Raw genomic sequence first — 15,116 nt, forward strand, 5'->3', positions numbered from 1 at the left:
CATGCTGCAGCGGATTAATCTGGCCCATGGCGAGGGCGGGGAGCTGACAAATATGCTGATTAAGGATGTTTTTGAAAAAGCATTCGGCCACGCGGAGCATACAAAGCACGATTCAGCCATTTTTCAATGCAAGCCCGAAACAATTGCATTGACAACTGACAGCTATGTAGTAAAACCGCTCTTCTTTCCGGGAGGGAATATTGGCAAGCTTGCTGTTGCGGGGACTGTTAATGACCTGGCTGTCAGCGGTGCCGTTCCCAAGTTTATGACAGCAGGGTTCATTATTGAAGAAGGTCTCCCCCTTAAAGATTTAAAGGAAATTGTTCATAGCATGGCTGACGAAGCAGAAAAAGCAGGAATCAGGATCATTGCAGGAGACACAAAGGTGGTCGAAAAAGGCAGTGCAGACAGGTTATTCATCAATACTTCCGGCATTGGAACAGTGGAGAGCGGGCACAAACTTCAGCCAAAGCAGATTAAGAAAGGCGATTCTATTATCTTAAGCGGAACAATCGGAGACCATGGAATTGCGATTCTCAGTGCCAGAGAAGAGCTTGGCTTGCTTACGGACACAGTCAGTGATTGCGCTTCTCTCATTGGGATTATTCAGAGTCTGATGCACAGGATAGATGGCATTCGCCTATTGAAGGATCCGACAAGAGGGGGACTTGCAACAGCACTTGTAGAACTTTGCGAAGACTTCCATTTCAATTGCGAAATTGATGAAGAATCCATTCCCATTCGGGATGATGTTCATGGTGCCTGCGATATTCTAGGCTTCGATCCCCTTTATCTGGCAAATGAAGGGAAAATGATTTTACTGGTGGATTCGAAAAAGGAAGAGCAGGCACTTCAAGTATTAAAGAGCCATCCTTTAGGTGAGAACGCAGCTGTCATAGGACAGGTAACCGGCACAACTCACAGCCCCGGGAAGCTTTATTTAAAGACACCTTTAGGAACAACACGCAGACTGCAGCGCCTTGCCGGGTTGATGCTGCCCAGGATCTGTTAAAGTTTTCTCTGTTTCCTGCATAGGATAGGGTATGAAAGCCTAAGGAGAGAATGCGATGCAAAACATCAGGATGCTTCAGCAGCAGGTGAATAGCCTTATAACTCAGGCAAGACATGATATTTATTCAATTTCTGCCACTTCAGACCCCACTGCCAAACAGGTAAAACTTCAGAGAATTTGGGACGCATTGACAAGCATTCAATTTCTAAATGATTTACTGGCAGCCCATGCAGCTGCAAATGATAGGCCACCTATTAACACGATGGCATCCCCGACTGCAGCAAATCCGGCAGTGGCTGTTCCAAATCAAACCTTTACAATTCAGGATTTAGCAAATTACGATGGCAAAAATGGCAGGCCTGCTTATGTGGCCGTGAGCGGCGTCGTTTATGATGTAACCAATAACAGAGCATGGGCCGCTGCTACCCATTTTGGTTTGGTATCAGGAAGGGATTATTCACAGGAGTTCGCCTCCTGCCATGCAGGACAGCAATCGATTTTAGCAACTTTGCCAGTCGTCGGGAGGCTGATTTAATGGAAGATTGTATCTTGCCGCCGGAGCCATTGACGAATGAAGCCATTGCAGAACGGTTAACAGCTGGAGCCAGAAACGGACTTGCAAACGGAACAGTCAAAAAGAAAAACCTTGTATATTTGGAGCTCAATGGATGCTCCGGCAATATCATCTCCCTGCTGAACGGGGCAAATCCGGACTTTGAATATATGATAGGCTCGATGGTCAATCTCGTATACAGCAACAGCTTAATGGCAGCAGAGGGGGAAAAGGCCATTGAACGGCTTATGAACGCATTGGATGAAGATTATATCCTGGCGGTGGAAGGTGCAGTGGCTTTAAGAGACAATGGATTATATAACATCATTGGCACCTGGAAGGGAAAACCGCTTACCGGTTTGGAAGCAGCCAAAATACTCGGGGAGAAAGCATCCCATATTCTTGCTGTCGGGGCATGTGCCACGCACGGGGGTGTTTCAGCAGCCAGGCCAAATCCTTCGCAGTCTGTAGGTTTGCAGGATGTTCTGCCTGATAAAAATATGATTAAACTGCCAGGCTGCCCTGTTCATCCGGACTGGTTTTTAGGAACCTTAGCCCACATTCTTTTATACGGGGATCCGGATACCGATAATCTTGGGCGGCCATTAATGTTTTACAGCACCCTTATTCATGACCGATGCCCCAGGAGGCCTTTTTTCGACCGGGGCATTTTTGCAGAAAAGCTCGGAGATAAAACCTGTTTATTTAAGCTTGGCTGCCGTGGCCCTGTTACCAGGACTGATTGTCCGACAAGGCAGTGGAATGGCCATGTGAATTGGCCGATAGGGGATGATACGCCTTGCATTGGATGTGCCCAGTTTGGCTTCCCTGATGCAATGGCTCCTTTTATCAGTTATGACACGACAAGGGTGGTGAAGAATGAGTAAGCGGATCGTCATTAATCCATTGACAAGAATAAGCGGTTTTATGGAAATTGAAGTGATCGTCGACAAGAATAAGGTCGTGGATGTTAAAACAAAAGGAAACCTATTCAGGGGCTTTGAGCAAATGCTTGCCGGCAGAAGCCCCTTTGATGCTGTTTATTTTACCCAGCGGATTTGCGGCATTTGTTCTGCAGCCCACTCAGTAGCTTCTTCGGCCGCTTTGGAGGATGCGCTGAACATTGAACCGAGTGAGCAAGGGAAGTATCTTCGGGATATTATCCATTGCTGTGAGTTCTTGCAGAACCATATCCGCCATTTTTATCAATACACGGTTCCTGATTTCGTCAAAATTGAAGGAAACACATTGCTGCAGACAGATCATGCTGATTTCAGACTGCCGGAAAAAGTAAATAGAGTCATCTCCCAGCATTACTTTGAGTCTCTGGAATTAAGCAGGCTCGCCCATCAAATGCTTGCCGTTCTCGGAGGAAAAGCTCCGCATAATCACGGTGTGTTTATTGGCGGCATTACAACACAGGCTACAGCAGAAAAAATTGTCCATTTAGATTCCATTCTTCTGAAAATAACAAAGTTTATCGACGAAAAAATGATTCCTGATGTTTTTGAAATTGCAAAATATTATCCTGAGTATTATAGATTAGGCGGCGGGTATGGGAATCTCTTAACATACGGCGCATTTAATCATTATAAAGATATCGGTACCCTGTACGTTGATCCTCTTGTCTTTACCGATGATGGAATCCGGCCATTTGACGAACAAAATATTCAGGAAAAGATAGATTATGCCTGGTTCCAATCACCAAAAACCACTTACTCTCCTGATGAACTGATTGCGGAACCTGATCGTGATAAAGACAAAGCCTATTCGTGGGTTAAGGCTCCCAGATACGCAGGGCTCCCATTTGAGGTAGGCCCTTTAGCAAGGCTGATACTGAGCGGAGAATATACAAACGGAATTTCCGCAATGGACAGAACCATTGCCAGGGCCCTCGAAGCAAAAAAGATAGCCGGCATTATGAAAAATTTGCTGAATTTGCTGATCCCAAATACGAATGTCCAAAAAAAGTATGAATTGCCTGAAGAAGAAGTTTCGGGTAAAGGGTTAGTTGACACCACCCGCGGCGCTTTGGGCCATTGGATTAAAATAAAAAATAAAAAAATCGATTTCTACCAGATCATAACACCATCAACCTGGGACTTTTCCACCCGGGATGAGAATGGATACATGGGAACCGCAGAGCAGGCATTAATGGGAACCCCCATTCATGATCCGGAAAATCCGGCTGAAATTGGAAGGATCCTTCGGTCTTTTGATCCTTGCATGTCATGCGCGACACATGTACATACACCCGGGAAAGAAGTCAAAACCATTCAGGTGCTATAATGAAAAAGACCATTATTTTAGGAATAGGCAACCGCCTGATGAAGGACGATGGAGTCGGCATCTATATTGCTGAAGAGCTGATGAACACAGAAGAAAACATGGATTGCGAATACATCATAGGAGAATCCGACATAGATTATAGCCTCTCTAAGCTCGAAGGTGCCGAGTTTGTCATAATCCTTGATGCCATTTTATCAGGGGGTATCCCCGGTGACATTGAAGTTTATTCTTTAGATAAGATAGACTCTCATCGATTTCTCGGCTTATCGCCGCATAATATGCATCTGTTTCAGGCACTATATGAACAAAGAGACAAAATGGAAGTCTGTCTGATCGGGGTTGAACCTTTTGATATTTCCTTTCAAATTGGATTAAGCAGTGAACTTGAAAAAAAATGGCCCGAAATCGTAAGCAAAGTAAAAAAAACAATGGATGAAATTTTATCAAATAGAGGTTAGTTTTCAGGGTCTGAACTGAATGCTCACCTTTTTTTGTGTTTTCCTGCAATAAGAATGCTTGCTATTTTGCCGTTAAACACACAATATAAATAAGGACATATTTAATAAAGAACAGGAAAAGAAAGTAGGGTTTTATTTGCAGGAATTTTTAAAACTTGGCATTTCAGGAGAGCTATCTGATATTCTGCTGCAGCAGGGCATCGCTAAGCCAACGCCTATTCAGGCACAGGCGATTCCAGCTGTTATGGAAGGAAACGATGTTATTGCCCAGGCTCAGACAGGAACCGGAAAAACATTGGCATTTACTTTGCCTATTCTGGAGAAGATGGACCCGAATGCTGTTCAGATTCAGGCTCTGATTATAACGCCGACAAGGGAATTGGCATTACAGATAACAGACGAAGTAATGAAGCTGACGAAAGACAGTGATATAGATGTATTAGCTGTATATGGTGGGCAGGATGTGGACAAGCAGCTCAAAAAGCTGAAAAGGAATGTCCAGATTGTAGTGGGGACACCTGGCCGGCTGCTGGACCATATCAAGCGAAATACCATTGATTTATCACAGGTGGATTTTTTAGTATTGGATGAAGCCGATCAAATGCTGCATATAGGCTTTCTTGATGAGGTTGAGAGAATTATTAAAGAAACGCCTGCCAAAAGGCAGACGATGCTTTTTTCTGCAACTATGCCGGCAGAAATAAGAAAACTGGCAAACAAACACATGAAAGAGCCGCAGTATATCCAAATTGAAAAAACACAGGGGCCAGCCCATTCAGTTAAACAAATAGCGATACATACCGTCGACCGCGCTAAGCAGGGGACGCTGATAGAACTGATTCAAACCCATAGACCATTTTTGGCCGTGATCTTCTGCCGTACAAAACGCAGAGTAACCAAATTATATGAAGTGCTGAAATCGAACGGTTTTGATTGCGATCAGCTTCATGGGGATTTATCACAATCGAAACGCGAACAAGTCATGAAGAGATTCAGGGATGCGGAGATACAGCTGTTAGTTGCTACGGATGTAGCTGCCAGAGGGCTTGATGTCGAAGGGGTCACCCATGTTTTTAATTATGATATCCCACTCGATCCTGAAAGCTATGTGCACCGCATCGGGAGAACCGGCCGGGCGGGCATGAAAGGACTGGCCATTACGTTTTATTCGTCTGCAGACAAGCCGCTCCTTGAAGCAATTGAAAAAGGACTGAAAATTACTATTCCTAAGCAAAACCTTGGCAACAGCGATATCAAGCATGAAGCAGCATCTGAAAAAAAGAGACAGGATTCCAAACGCCAAACCTCCGCTGGAAAGAAAAATGACAGCAGAAAAGGTGGCCAGCCCAAATCAAAAGAAGACAGGTTTTCCCATGAAAAAGGCAGAAAAGGCAAAAGCAGTTCACCACGAACAGGCCGCACAAAAGCTCAAGGGAAAAAGAAGCCTTCTCCCACAGCTTCAAGAAATTCATCAAAAAGACGGGGAAGGTAAAGATATTTGAGGAGGAAAGCAACTTGTTAAAAGAACGGATGGAAAAGCACTTGAAAGAACAGCCCTCTGAACTTTATGTAAAAGAAAAAGAATATGCCCAAAAGCACGGACTTTTGAATGATGGTCATGAAGCTGGAATCAAGAATCCAGAAGACCGATTTAATGATGCTTATATAGAAAGAGGAGATAAGGAAACAGAGGAAGTTCTCGGACAGGAGCCTGCCGGCTTTTTAAATCAGCCAATAGACTACTTCAAAAATCATAAAAATGAATTTATGTATCTGGAGTCGAAATGGTTTGACCTGATTGGAGCGGATGCCGTTTCCTTTGAAACAGATGATGTTTTTGGCAACTATGAAGTAATGCTTGGACTGAAGCTGCCAAAAAAAGCAGAATCAGCTATGAGAGCATTTATAGATGCAAATACTCTTACAGGCACACCAAAATACAGCCTGATGTTCAGCCAGCAGGATGGGCTTTGGGATTTTAATTTTTCGCTGAACGACATTGAAGGCTTTAAAGAGGAACTATCTATACAAGACGCATATCAGTTAGTATACGAATTTCTCTTTAACCTTGTGTCAGAAGTGGAAGAAACCCGCAATAAGTAAATATTTATAGCCAGATATTAGGATGAACTCTCAATTTTTCGTCCAAACCATGATAAATGTCATGGTTTGGACATGACACCTATGTCTACAAAGCAGTTTGCAAACCCTTTATTATTAAAATTAACGTCATGATGAAGGGAATTAACAAATGACTTCTAAACAAAAACAACTTAACTTAAAAAAACAAATGGCACCTTATGAAAAATCAGATTTAACAAAAAGCATTATGCAGCTGGTCAATACGCTGGGACCATTTTTCCTGCTGTGGTTCCTTGCTTATAAAAGCCTGAGCATTTCTTACTTGCTGACGCTTGGCATATCTATAGTTGCAGCAGGCTTTCTTGTCAGGATCTTCATTATTTTCCATGATTGCTGCCACCATTCCTTTTTCAAAAACCGCAAAGCTAACAAAATCATTGGCACAATCACAGGAATCCTGACCGTCTTTCCTTATCACCAATGGCAGCATGATCACAATGTGCACCATGCAACCAGCGGTAATCTGGACAAGCGCGGTACAGGAGATATCTGGACACTGACAGTGAAAGAATATCAGGATGCCTCATGGTCGACTCGTGCAGCATACCGCATCTACCGCAATCCGTTCGTTATGTTAGGTTTAGGTCCTATTTATGTATTTTTGTTAAAAAACCGTTTTAACAGAAAAGGGGCAAGAAAGAATGAACGCATCAATACGTATCTTATAAATGCGGCCATCGCCGGTTTGTATGCGTTCATGTGCTGGGCTATCGGGTGGGAAGCGTTCCTGATGGTGCAGGGGCCGATCTTTATGATTTCAGGAGCAGCCGGAATCTGGCTTTTCTATGTACAGCATACATTTGAAGACTCGTATTTTGAAGAAGATGATAAATGGGAGTATGTTAAAGCTGCTGTAGAAGGAAGCTCCTTTTACAAGCTGCCGAAAGTGCTTCAGTGGCTTACAGGAAACATCGGGTTCCATCATATCCATCACTTGAGCCCGCGCGTTCCTAACTATAACCTCGAAAGCGCTCATTATAATACAGCTGAACTTCAGAATGTGCCGACGATTACTCTTTCTACCAGCCTGAAGTCACTTCGATTCCGTCTATGGGATGAAGAAGCCCAGGACTTCACCGGGTATGGAGCAGCAAAGCAGTCGGCTGTCAGCAAAAAACAGAGCAGAACTAAAACGGCATCTGTGAAGCCGTAAACTGAATGTATAAGCTGAAGAACAGCTCCTTTGTGATATGATAGCAAAGGAGCTGTTTCATTATTTCATGAATAAAAAGAGGGTACCTCACATGTTAAAAAAATATTTAACTGCATTGAAAAGTTCAGGCATTTCTCCATATATATGGAGTGTATTCAGCATTCTGCCGTTTTATTTCATCTTCAGATCCACATCTAAAATCACCATAGCCGTCGGAATTATCCTGACTATACTCTTTTTTATATCACTGCGTTTTGCCTTTATTTCACGGAAATGGCCTGTCTATTTGTGGACTGGCATTTTAATCAGCATATCGATCACAATGACCATTCTCTTTTCATTTATTTATTTTGCATTTTATATTGCTTATTACAATGGCCATATCAAGAACAGAATTGCCTTTTTAACGCTGTATGTCATCCACCTGATCGCAACCACCATCTCCATAAACATTAATTTTGTCACCCAGAAGCCATTATTTCTCGAGCAGATTCCTTTTATTATTATCATCTGGATCAGTGTGATTTTGCTTCCTTTTAACATTCACAATAAGAAAAAGCAGGAAAAGCTTGAGGAGCAGCTTGAGGATGCCAACAAAAGGATTGCGGACCTCGTCAAACAGGAAGAAAGACAGCGGATTGCCCGGGATCTTCATGATACTCTCGGACAAAAATTGTCTCTTATCGGGTTAAAAAGCGATCTGGCCAGGAAGCTCATCAGCAAAGATCCGGACCAGGCAAAGGAAGAGCTTATAGACGTTCAGCAAACCGCCAGAACAGCATTAAACGAAGTAAGGAAGATGGTTTCGCAGATGAGGGGAATCAGACTGAAGGAAGAGATTATCCTTGTAAAGCAAATTTTAAAGGCGGCTTCTATCGAATTCATCGGGGAAGAAGATATCAAATTAAAAAATGTGTCACTCTTCCTTGAGAATATTCTAAGCATGTGCATGAAAGAGGCTGTTACTAACGTAGTAAAACACAGTAAGGCGACAGAATGCCGCATCAGAATAGAACAAACCTGGAATGAAGTCAGCATTACCGTCCGGGATAACGGGGTCGGCATGAATCCCTCAACAGATGTAGGCAAGGGGTCCGGACTGCTCGGCTTAAGGGAGCGGCTCGACTTTGTCAACGGAAGTCTTGAGATTGTATCTGAGAATGGAACAACGATTATAATGAAAGTACCAACAGTCGTGAAGGAACCAAACAAGGAGGAGAGGGCATGATAAAAATCGTCATAGCTGAAGATCAGCGGATGGTGCTTGGTGCGTTAGGATCTCTGCTAAATCTTGAAGACGATATGGAGGTCATTGGGAAAGCTTCAAATGGAAAAGAAGCCATATCCCTTGTCAAAACTCTTAAACCGGATGTATGCATTATGGATATTGAAATGCCGGAAAAAAGCGGCCTGGAAGCGGCGGAAGAATTAAAAGACTGCGGCTGTAAAGTTATTATTCTGACAACCTTCGCAAGGTCAGGCTATTTCCAGCGTGCCCTCAAGGCCGGTGTAAGAGGTTACTTGTTAAAAGACAGCCCAAGTGAGGAACTGGCAAGCTCTATCAGAAACGTCCTGGAAGGAAGGCGCATCTATGCACCTGAATTAATGGATGATGTCTATGGCGAAGAAAACCCGCTGACAGACCGGGAAAAAGAGGTGCTGGAGCTGATAGCGGACGGCAAGAACACGAAAGAAATTGCCGACCAGCTCAGCATTAAGACAGGTACCGTGCGCAACTATATCTCGGCTATTCTTGACAAGCTCGAAGTTACGAACAGGATTGAAGCCATAACCCAATCCAAAGAGAAGGGCTGGTTTAAATAGAATCTTCAATGAAAAAGGACAGCGGCCCATTAAGGCTTAGCTGTCCTTTTTCATTTTCTTTATTTCTTCCATCACGATGAAGGCAAGATCATCATTTCCGAACAAGGATAGAACACCAAGCAGAGTCTGATCAGGCACATCGCCTGCTTCTTCTTTTGGAACAGTCAGCTCCAGCGCTTCCTTTAGTGAACTGTTTTCCCCCTGATCCGGATATGCCTTTAAATAGATTTCCTCCGGATTTAAACCGTGATTGACGCACCACTGGGCAAATACGAGGATCATCATTTTCTCTTCGCCCTGATAGTTTTGGATAATTTTTTCTTCAAGCTCTTTACTGTTCATTATCATAAATCCCCTTTTGTATTTATATATTGATTATAAATTTAAAAACATGATTTTTCACCTTTATTTCTTTTTCTTTTGCATATAGAATTTTCAGTAATCCGAATTAATTCGAAATTTATTGTCAATTCGTATTGACAATTAAATAGTAGAATATCATAATATTAGAAAAACTTATAAAAACTTTAACAAATAACTGCACTACTGCCTTGAAGTAGAAAAGAGCGAAAGGCAACCCTTACAAAAACAGCATACGAGTCTTTTTCAATGACTTCAGCTGTTGCTGCCCATCATCCATATTGGTTGTTGCCGGGAAGCAAGCCCTTTCGTCCACGCTCGGAGGATGACTGGGCGTTTTTATTTACACTCTTTTAAGAGCAGCACGAAGAGCAGGCATTAGGTTTTTAAATCATCTACAGATAGGGAGTTTTGACAAATGACAGAATTTAAAATTGAAATCAACCACACACCTGAGAAAAAACAAAAACCTGCATTTGATAACCTGGTGTTTGGCAAGAATTTTACGGATCACATGTTTGAAATGGATTATACAGCAGGACGGGGATGGCACGACCCAAGAATTGTACCTTACCAGCCGCTTTCTCTTGATCCCGCTGCAATGATTTTCCATTATGGTCAGAGTGTATTCGAAGGGTTAAAAGCCTATCTTACCATTGATAATGAGGTGTTGCTCTTCCGTCCCGAAAAAAATATGGAGAGACTGAATAAATCCAACTCCAGGTTATGTATTCCTGAAATTGATGAAGAGCTTGCTCTTTATGCCTTAAAAGAATTAATTTCAGTTGACCGGGACTGGATTCCGAATGTGGAAGGAACTTCACTGTACATCCGGCCGTTTGTCATTTCAACTGAGCCATATCTGGGAGTTGCTCCATCAGCCAGATACAAATTTATCATTATTCTTTCGCCGGTAGGCGCTTACTATAAGGAAGGCATCAACCCTGTTAAAATTGCTGTTCAAAACGAATACGTGCGGGCAGTAAAAGGGGGAACAGGCACAGCTAAAACCGGAGGGAACTATGCAGCAAGTCTGAAAGCTCAGGAGCTTGCAAGCTTAACAGGATATTCGCAGGTTCTATGGCTTGACGGGAAAGAAAATAAATATATTGAAGAAGTGGGAAGCATGAACATTTTCTTCAAAATTAACGGAGAAGTTGTAACACCAGAACTTAATGGCAGCATCCTGGAAGGAATCACTCGAAACTCTGTACTGGAGTTACTGAAATACTGGAATGTTCCCGTGTCCGAAAGAAGAATTTCCATTGAAGAAATCTATCAGGCACATGCTGATGGCCAGCTTGAAGAAGCCTTTGGAACAGGCACGGCTGCTGTTATTTCTCCAATTGGCGAATTCTTCTGGGACAACAAGATTATTGAAATCAATGAAGGGAAAACCGGGGATTTGTCCAAGAAAATCTATGATACACTGACAGGCATCCAAAAAGGAACCGAATCGGATCCATTTGGATGGAGTGTAAAAGTGGAAAAGAAAGAGACAGCAGGAGTTAAATAATTCTTTATTGCAGGATCGGTATCATAAAGCCGATCCTTTTTCTATTTTAGGCATGAAATCCCTCTAAAACGGGAAAATATAGAAAGAACCTATTAAGGAGAGGAGATTAAAAAATGGACAAGATAGAAGTAGGAGAAGTTTTTACAATCAGTGATGAAAATGATCAGGAAATGGAAGTGGAGGTCCTCGCGTCTGCAGAGGTTGATGGCAATCAATATGCTGCTGTCAGCTTTGTCGAAGATCTTGAGGAAGACACAGAAGAAGATATTGATGTGTTCTTCTTAAAACTGGATGAGGATGGCGACTTTACACCCATTGAAAACGACGAGGAATTTAACAAAGTTTCAGCGGTATTTGAAGAGATGATAAACAACGAGGAATAGAAGAGAAGGAAGATTCCTTCTCTTTTTTACATATCCTGGAGAATGATTACGGAAACAGCAGGTGATTCAATGAAAATCTTATGCATCGATGGCGGCGGAATACGCGGTGTTTTTGCCGTAAGCATTTTGAAAGCTCTCGAAGAGGAACTGAAACAGCCTGCAGGCGACTATTTTGATATAATCGCAGGCACAAGCACCGGATCGATCATTGCCTCTTCACTGGTCATGAAAAAAGATATGAGCGAGGTCCTGAAAGGATACGAATCATTCGGGAAAAAGATTTTTGTCAAACAGGCTAAGGTCGGCCTTTTTAAAAGCGTATACAGTGATAAGTATATGCGGCGCTTTTTCCGGAAAGCCTTTGGCGAAACGGAGCTGTCTGATATAAAAAAACCGCTTTTGATTCCAGCTGTCGATGTGACACATGGCAAACCGTTTGTCCACCGTTCCAATTATGGAAGTCCCGGCAACGATAGCCTATCCATGAAGCTTTGGGATGCAGTGCTTTCCTCCTGTTCTGCACCTGTCTATTTCCCGCCGAACAACATCAGCAACAGTTATTTATCCATAGACGGAGGGCTATGGGCGAATAATCCATCTCTCGTTTGTATTACGGAGGCTATGCATCACTTCAGGATGGAGCTGCAAAACATAAGAATCCTTTCGCTTGGAACCGGTCTTCAAAAAATTGATTTTACGATTGATCATGATAAATATTGGGGTGTAAAGCATTGGCTGCCATTCCAGCTCCCGTCCATGAAAGTGACACCCAAGCTATTGGACCTGGCTCTTCATTTATCGTCCGAATCAGTTACCTACCATTGCAAACATCTTCTCGGAGAAAATTACCTGCGCATTAATGAAGAGCTGGGAGAAGAAATGCCTTTTGACGAAATAAAGTTTGTGGAAGAATTGATTATGCTCGGGGAGAAGGTCTATAAGGACCGGCGGGAGGAAATTAAGAAGTTTTTACTTTCATGAAAAAGAGCAGGGAATTTTCCTGCTCTTCTCTCATTTTGTATGCATCACAGAATAATACTTTACAGGCTCTGCTGTGTTTTGAAGAACTTCAGCAATCGTTCCAGTGAGGCTGTATGGCCCCTTTGCGTCATGGCCGGCTTCCCAGATCATCATTCCGCCGAAACCGTGATTTAAAGCCAGTATGGTTTTCTTTTGCATTGTGGCTGTCCCATTATAGTAATAGTTAATGCCGTTCATGCTGATCCTATCTTTAGCTGCATTTTCAGGATTTTCTTTTATGACAGCCTGATAGGAAACCGGCTTAACGGCAGGATCCTCCGGCTGGGCATAAAGCGGCACGCCCAGAACCAGCTTATCCTTGGAAATCCCTTGTGAATCAAAAAGGCTGCTCCAATAATTGGCGATATTCTCTGTAAAGGAATAGGGAGAAAGATTAGCGGCATTGTATCCCCCATCCCACTGGCCGTCATATGCCATGATATTCACATAATCAACCTTCCTGAACATGTCGGGCTCATACACAACATATCCGCTCTCTGTACCTGTTACACTATGAACCTTGGCATGAACCGCAACAGACAGCTCCTTGCCGTTTGCATGGAGCACTCCGCTCAAATGATTGATAAAAACAGCCAGGAATCTTGCATCCTCCTTTGAACGCGGATGCTCAAAATCAATATCAATTCCGTCTAGGTGTTCCTTTTTAACCAGCCCCGAGAGTTCTGTTACCAGCCTGTTTCTCGAGGAGTCTTCCGCTATTGCCTGTTTAAAATAATCATAGGATTCCCCGCCATTGATATGAAACCATCCCCCCACAGCCAGGAATGCCTTCACATCTTGCTTGTGAGCATTCGACACCACTCTCTGCAGATTATTCCGCGCCGTCTCACCATTAAAAGAAATGCTTCCGTCTTTCTCAGGATGAGCAAAAGAAAAAATGACATGAGAAAGATTTGAATAATCGATCGAAGCGGGATCGCGATAATCCTGGACATAACCCATCAGCACTTTTTCCGGGATCTCTGAAAACTCCGGAACCTTTTTTGGAACAGGAAGTTTGTCCGATTGGGAAGCAGGGGCAGGCTGTTTAATAGACTGGAGTCCGCTTGTGTTTTTTGTATAATAAATGCCGGCAGCGAATCCGCCGAAAAAAACAATTGCAATCATGATCAAAACTTGATATTTTCTCTTCACTTCTAGAAAACCTCCATCTTTCAATCCTTTAATAGTGTAACAAAAAAGGGAATGGGGAGGAGGTGGTAATTTATTGCTGACATTCCATTCAGGCATATAACAATAAACTTTTAATAAATATATGATTCTCATCACATTACGATCTTCCTCCACATGGTACATTCCTTATAAGCACTAGTAACAGCCTAGAAAAAGGAATGATATAGGAGGAATTGTACAGTGAGCGAATTAATAAATAACCGTGAGCATCCGGACCATCACAGCCATTCTATTCTTAGAAGTGATGAAGCAGCTGTTCATCCTAAACCGGAAGAACAGCCTGGACATCCCATTCATACTTTCAACCGGGAGAATAAGGCAATTGATAAGCATTTGAGAGAAAATGTTAAGGTCCATCTCGAGGCGTTCATCCAGGAGGATCATGAGGATAATGTTTATGCTCTATTAGAAGACTTCATCCTGCTCCTTGATCTTGATAAGCATTACAGCCGAAAGGAAAATCTGCTTTTCCCATACCTGGAGAAGTACGGAATTTATGGACCAACCAATAATATGTGGAGCATCGATGACTTTATCAGGGATGGCATAAAGGAAGCCAGGAACCTTCTCACTCAATACGAGGGGGACAAGCAAAAGGTCATCAATGCAGTCCGTTTCGTTTTCAATGAAGTTAGTGCCATGATTTACAGGGAGGAAAATATTCTTTTCCCAATGGCTTTGAAAAATCTTACAGAAGATGAATGGGTAAAGATCGCCCATGAAAGCGACGAGATTGGCTTCTGTCTGACCGGCCCTGAAAAGGAATGGATGCCTGAACGGAAAGGGATTGACGGGAATGCCATATCAGAAGGCTACATCAAAATGGAAACCGGCATTTTGTCCTTAAAGCAGATGGAGCTGTTATTTAATCACTTGCCTGTTGATATCACTTTTATTGACCATGATGACGTTGTCCGGTATTTCTCTCATGGCAAGGAAAGAATATTTGCCAGGACAAAAGCCGTGATTGGGCGAACCGTTCAGAATTGCCATCCGCCCCGCAGTGTACATGTAGTGGAGGAATTGCTGAAGGATTTCAAGGAAGGACGAAAAGACTCTGAAGATTTCTGGATCAAATTCAGAGATAAATATGTTTATATCCGTTATTTTGCCGTACGGGATGATAACGGGCATTATATGGGAACCCTTGAATTCACACAAAACATCAGTCCCATACAGGAAATCGAGGGAGAGAAAAGGATTCTTTCTTAA

At 42.8% G+C, this 15,116-nt stretch carries 16 protein-coding genes; 14 read left to right on the forward strand and 2 right to left on the reverse strand.

What is annotated here, in order from left to right; translation table 11 throughout:
• Nucleotide 1 precedes the first annotated feature (1 nt).
• The 10 genes from hypE to ACTHRG_RS11070 all read left to right on the forward strand — a co-directional run bounded on the left by hypE (nucleotide 2) and on the right by ACTHRG_RS11070 (nucleotide 9,431).
• On the forward strand, nucleotides 2–1,012 hold the full coding sequence (hypE, locus tag ACTHRG_RS11025; protein ID WP_440231182.1) for a hydrogenase expression/formation protein HypE: 1,011 nt from the start codon (nucleotides 2–4) through the stop codon (nucleotides 1,010–1,012).
• A gap of 55 nt (nucleotides 1,013–1,067) precedes the next feature.
• Nucleotides 1,068–1,547: a cytochrome b5 domain-containing protein gene (locus ACTHRG_RS11030; protein WP_440231183.1), complete on the forward strand. Its 480-nt coding sequence runs from the start codon at nucleotides 1,068–1,070 to the stop codon at nucleotides 1,545–1,547.
• Complete coding sequence (locus tag ACTHRG_RS11035) at nucleotides 1,547–2,452, forward strand: hydrogenase small subunit (RefSeq protein ID WP_083675284.1); 906 nt, start codon at nucleotides 1,547–1,549, stop codon at nucleotides 2,450–2,452. Before ACTHRG_RS11030 ends, ACTHRG_RS11035 begins: the two co-directional genes overlap by 1 nt.
• Nucleotides 2,445–3,854 (forward strand): nickel-dependent hydrogenase large subunit, encoded by a 1,410-nt coding sequence (locus ACTHRG_RS11040; RefSeq protein WP_076256475.1) that lies wholly within the window; start codon nucleotides 2,445–2,447, stop codon nucleotides 3,852–3,854. The genes ACTHRG_RS11035 and ACTHRG_RS11040 overlap by 8 nt, the downstream gene beginning before the upstream one ends.
• Nucleotides 3,854–4,312 carry a hydrogenase maturation protease gene (locus tag ACTHRG_RS11045; RefSeq protein WP_076256473.1) on the forward strand — a complete coding sequence of 153 codons (459 nt, stop codon included), beginning with the start codon at nucleotides 3,854–3,856 and terminating at the stop codon, nucleotides 4,310–4,312. The genes ACTHRG_RS11040 and ACTHRG_RS11045 overlap by 1 nt, the downstream gene beginning before the upstream one ends.
• 136 nt (nucleotides 4,313–4,448) lie before the next feature.
• Nucleotides 4,449–5,804, forward strand: a complete 1,356-nt coding sequence (locus tag ACTHRG_RS11050; RefSeq protein ID WP_440231185.1) for a DEAD/DEAH box helicase — start codon at nucleotides 4,449–4,451, stop codon at nucleotides 5,802–5,804.
• Between the two features lie 23 nt (nucleotides 5,805–5,827).
• Nucleotides 5,828–6,415 carry a branched-chain amino acid aminotransferase gene (locus tag ACTHRG_RS11055; RefSeq protein ID WP_076256470.1) on the forward strand — a complete coding sequence of 196 codons (588 nt, stop codon included), beginning with the start codon at nucleotides 5,828–5,830 and terminating at the stop codon, nucleotides 6,413–6,415.
• Between the two features lie 148 nt (nucleotides 6,416–6,563).
• Nucleotides 6,564–7,607, forward strand: coding sequence for a fatty acid desaturase (locus tag ACTHRG_RS11060; RefSeq protein WP_095242719.1), 1,044 nt, complete (start codon nucleotides 6,564–6,566; stop codon nucleotides 7,605–7,607).
• A 91-nt stretch (nucleotides 7,608–7,698) separates the two neighbouring features.
• Nucleotides 7,699–8,835 carry a sensor histidine kinase gene (locus ACTHRG_RS11065; protein ID WP_076256466.1) on the forward strand — a complete coding sequence of 379 codons (1,137 nt, stop codon included), beginning with the start codon at nucleotides 7,699–7,701 and terminating at the stop codon, nucleotides 8,833–8,835.
• Nucleotides 8,832–9,431, forward strand: a complete 600-nt coding sequence (locus ACTHRG_RS11070; protein ID WP_076256464.1) for a response regulator transcription factor — start codon at nucleotides 8,832–8,834, stop codon at nucleotides 9,429–9,431. Before ACTHRG_RS11065 ends, ACTHRG_RS11070 begins: the two co-directional genes overlap by 4 nt.
• Nucleotides 9,432–9,467: 36 nt before the next feature.
• On the opposite strand, the gene ACTHRG_RS11075 is transcribed toward ACTHRG_RS11070, so the two are convergent.
• Nucleotides 9,468–9,773 (reverse strand): hypothetical protein, encoded by a 306-nt coding sequence (locus ACTHRG_RS11075; RefSeq protein WP_440231186.1) that lies wholly within the window; start codon nucleotides 9,771–9,773, stop codon nucleotides 9,468–9,470.
• Between the two features lie 436 nt (nucleotides 9,774–10,209).
• Between ACTHRG_RS11075 and ACTHRG_RS11080 the strand changes: the two genes are divergently transcribed.
• The 3 genes from ACTHRG_RS11080 (at nucleotide 10,210) to ACTHRG_RS11090 (ending at nucleotide 12,671) form a co-directional block, all read left to right on the forward strand.
• On the forward strand, nucleotides 10,210–11,307 hold the full coding sequence (locus ACTHRG_RS11080; protein ID WP_076256460.1) for a branched-chain amino acid aminotransferase: 1,098 nt from the start codon (nucleotides 10,210–10,212) through the stop codon (nucleotides 11,305–11,307).
• Nucleotides 11,308–11,420: 113 nt separating this feature from the next.
• A complete protein-coding gene (locus ACTHRG_RS11085) occupies nucleotides 11,421–11,690 on the forward strand; it encodes a DUF1292 domain-containing protein (RefSeq protein ID WP_076256458.1) in 270 nt (89 codons plus the stop codon).
• Nucleotides 11,691–11,759: 69 nt separating this feature from the next.
• The gene (locus tag ACTHRG_RS11090) at nucleotides 11,760–12,671 is read left to right on the forward strand and encodes a CBASS cGAMP-activated phospholipase (protein WP_440231187.1); all 912 of its coding nucleotides are present in this window, start codon (nucleotides 11,760–11,762) and stop codon (nucleotides 12,669–12,671) included.
• Between the two features lie 30 nt (nucleotides 12,672–12,701).
• Here ACTHRG_RS11090 and ACTHRG_RS11095 read toward each other — a convergent pair whose 3' ends face one another.
• The gene (locus tag ACTHRG_RS11095) at nucleotides 12,702–13,865 is read right to left on the reverse strand and encodes a glycosyl hydrolase family 18 protein (protein WP_440231188.1); all 1,164 of its coding nucleotides are present in this window, start codon (nucleotides 13,863–13,865) and stop codon (nucleotides 12,702–12,704) included.
• A gap of 270 nt (nucleotides 13,866–14,135) precedes the next feature.
• Here ACTHRG_RS11095 and ACTHRG_RS11100 point away from each other — a divergent pair, with 270 nt between their 5' ends.
• Nucleotides 14,136–15,116: a DUF438 domain-containing protein gene (locus ACTHRG_RS11100; protein WP_440231236.1), complete on the forward strand. Its 981-nt coding sequence runs from the start codon at nucleotides 14,136–14,138 to the stop codon at nucleotides 15,114–15,116.

It is taken from the genome of Cytobacillus sp. SAFR-174 (assembly GCF_051964675.1).
Taxonomy (GTDB): Bacteria; Bacillota; Bacilli; order Bacillales; family Cytobacillaceae; genus Cytobacillus.

Coding starts and splice junctions, on each gene's coding strand:
- ACTHRG_RS11035 (WP_083675284.1), top strand. CDS start 1,547: ATGGAAGATTGTATCTTGCCGCCGGAGCCATTGACGAATGAAGCCATT.
- ACTHRG_RS11070 (WP_076256464.1), top strand. CDS start 8,832: ATGATAAAAATCGTCATAGCTGAAGATCAGCGGATGGTGCTTGGTGCG.
- ACTHRG_RS11090 (WP_440231187.1), top strand. CDS start 11,760: ATGAAAATCTTATGCATCGATGGCGGCGGAATACGCGGTGTTTTTGCC.
- ACTHRG_RS11085 (WP_076256458.1), top strand. CDS start 11,421: ATGGACAAGATAGAAGTAGGAGAAGTTTTTACAATCAGTGATGAAAAT.
- ACTHRG_RS11045 (WP_076256473.1), top strand. CDS start 3,854: ATGAAAAAGACCATTATTTTAGGAATAGGCAACCGCCTGATGAAGGAC.
- hypE (WP_440231182.1), top strand. CDS start 2: ATGCTGCAGCGGATTAATCTGGCCCATGGCGAGGGCGGGGAGCTGACA.
- ACTHRG_RS11080 (WP_076256460.1), top strand. CDS start 10,210: ATGACAGAATTTAAAATTGAAATCAACCACACACCTGAGAAAAAACAA.
- ACTHRG_RS11060 (WP_095242719.1), top strand. CDS start 6,564: ATGACTTCTAAACAAAAACAACTTAACTTAAAAAAACAAATGGCACCT.
- ACTHRG_RS11075 (WP_440231186.1), bottom strand. CDS start 9,773: ATGAACAGTAAAGAGCTTGAAGAAAAAATTATCCAAAACTATCAGGGC.
- ACTHRG_RS11030 (WP_440231183.1), top strand. CDS start 1,068: ATGCAAAACATCAGGATGCTTCAGCAGCAGGTGAATAGCCTTATAACT.
- ACTHRG_RS11040 (WP_076256475.1), top strand. CDS start 2,445: ATGAGTAAGCGGATCGTCATTAATCCATTGACAAGAATAAGCGGTTTT.
- ACTHRG_RS11065 (WP_076256466.1), top strand. CDS start 7,699: ATGTTAAAAAAATATTTAACTGCATTGAAAAGTTCAGGCATTTCTCCA.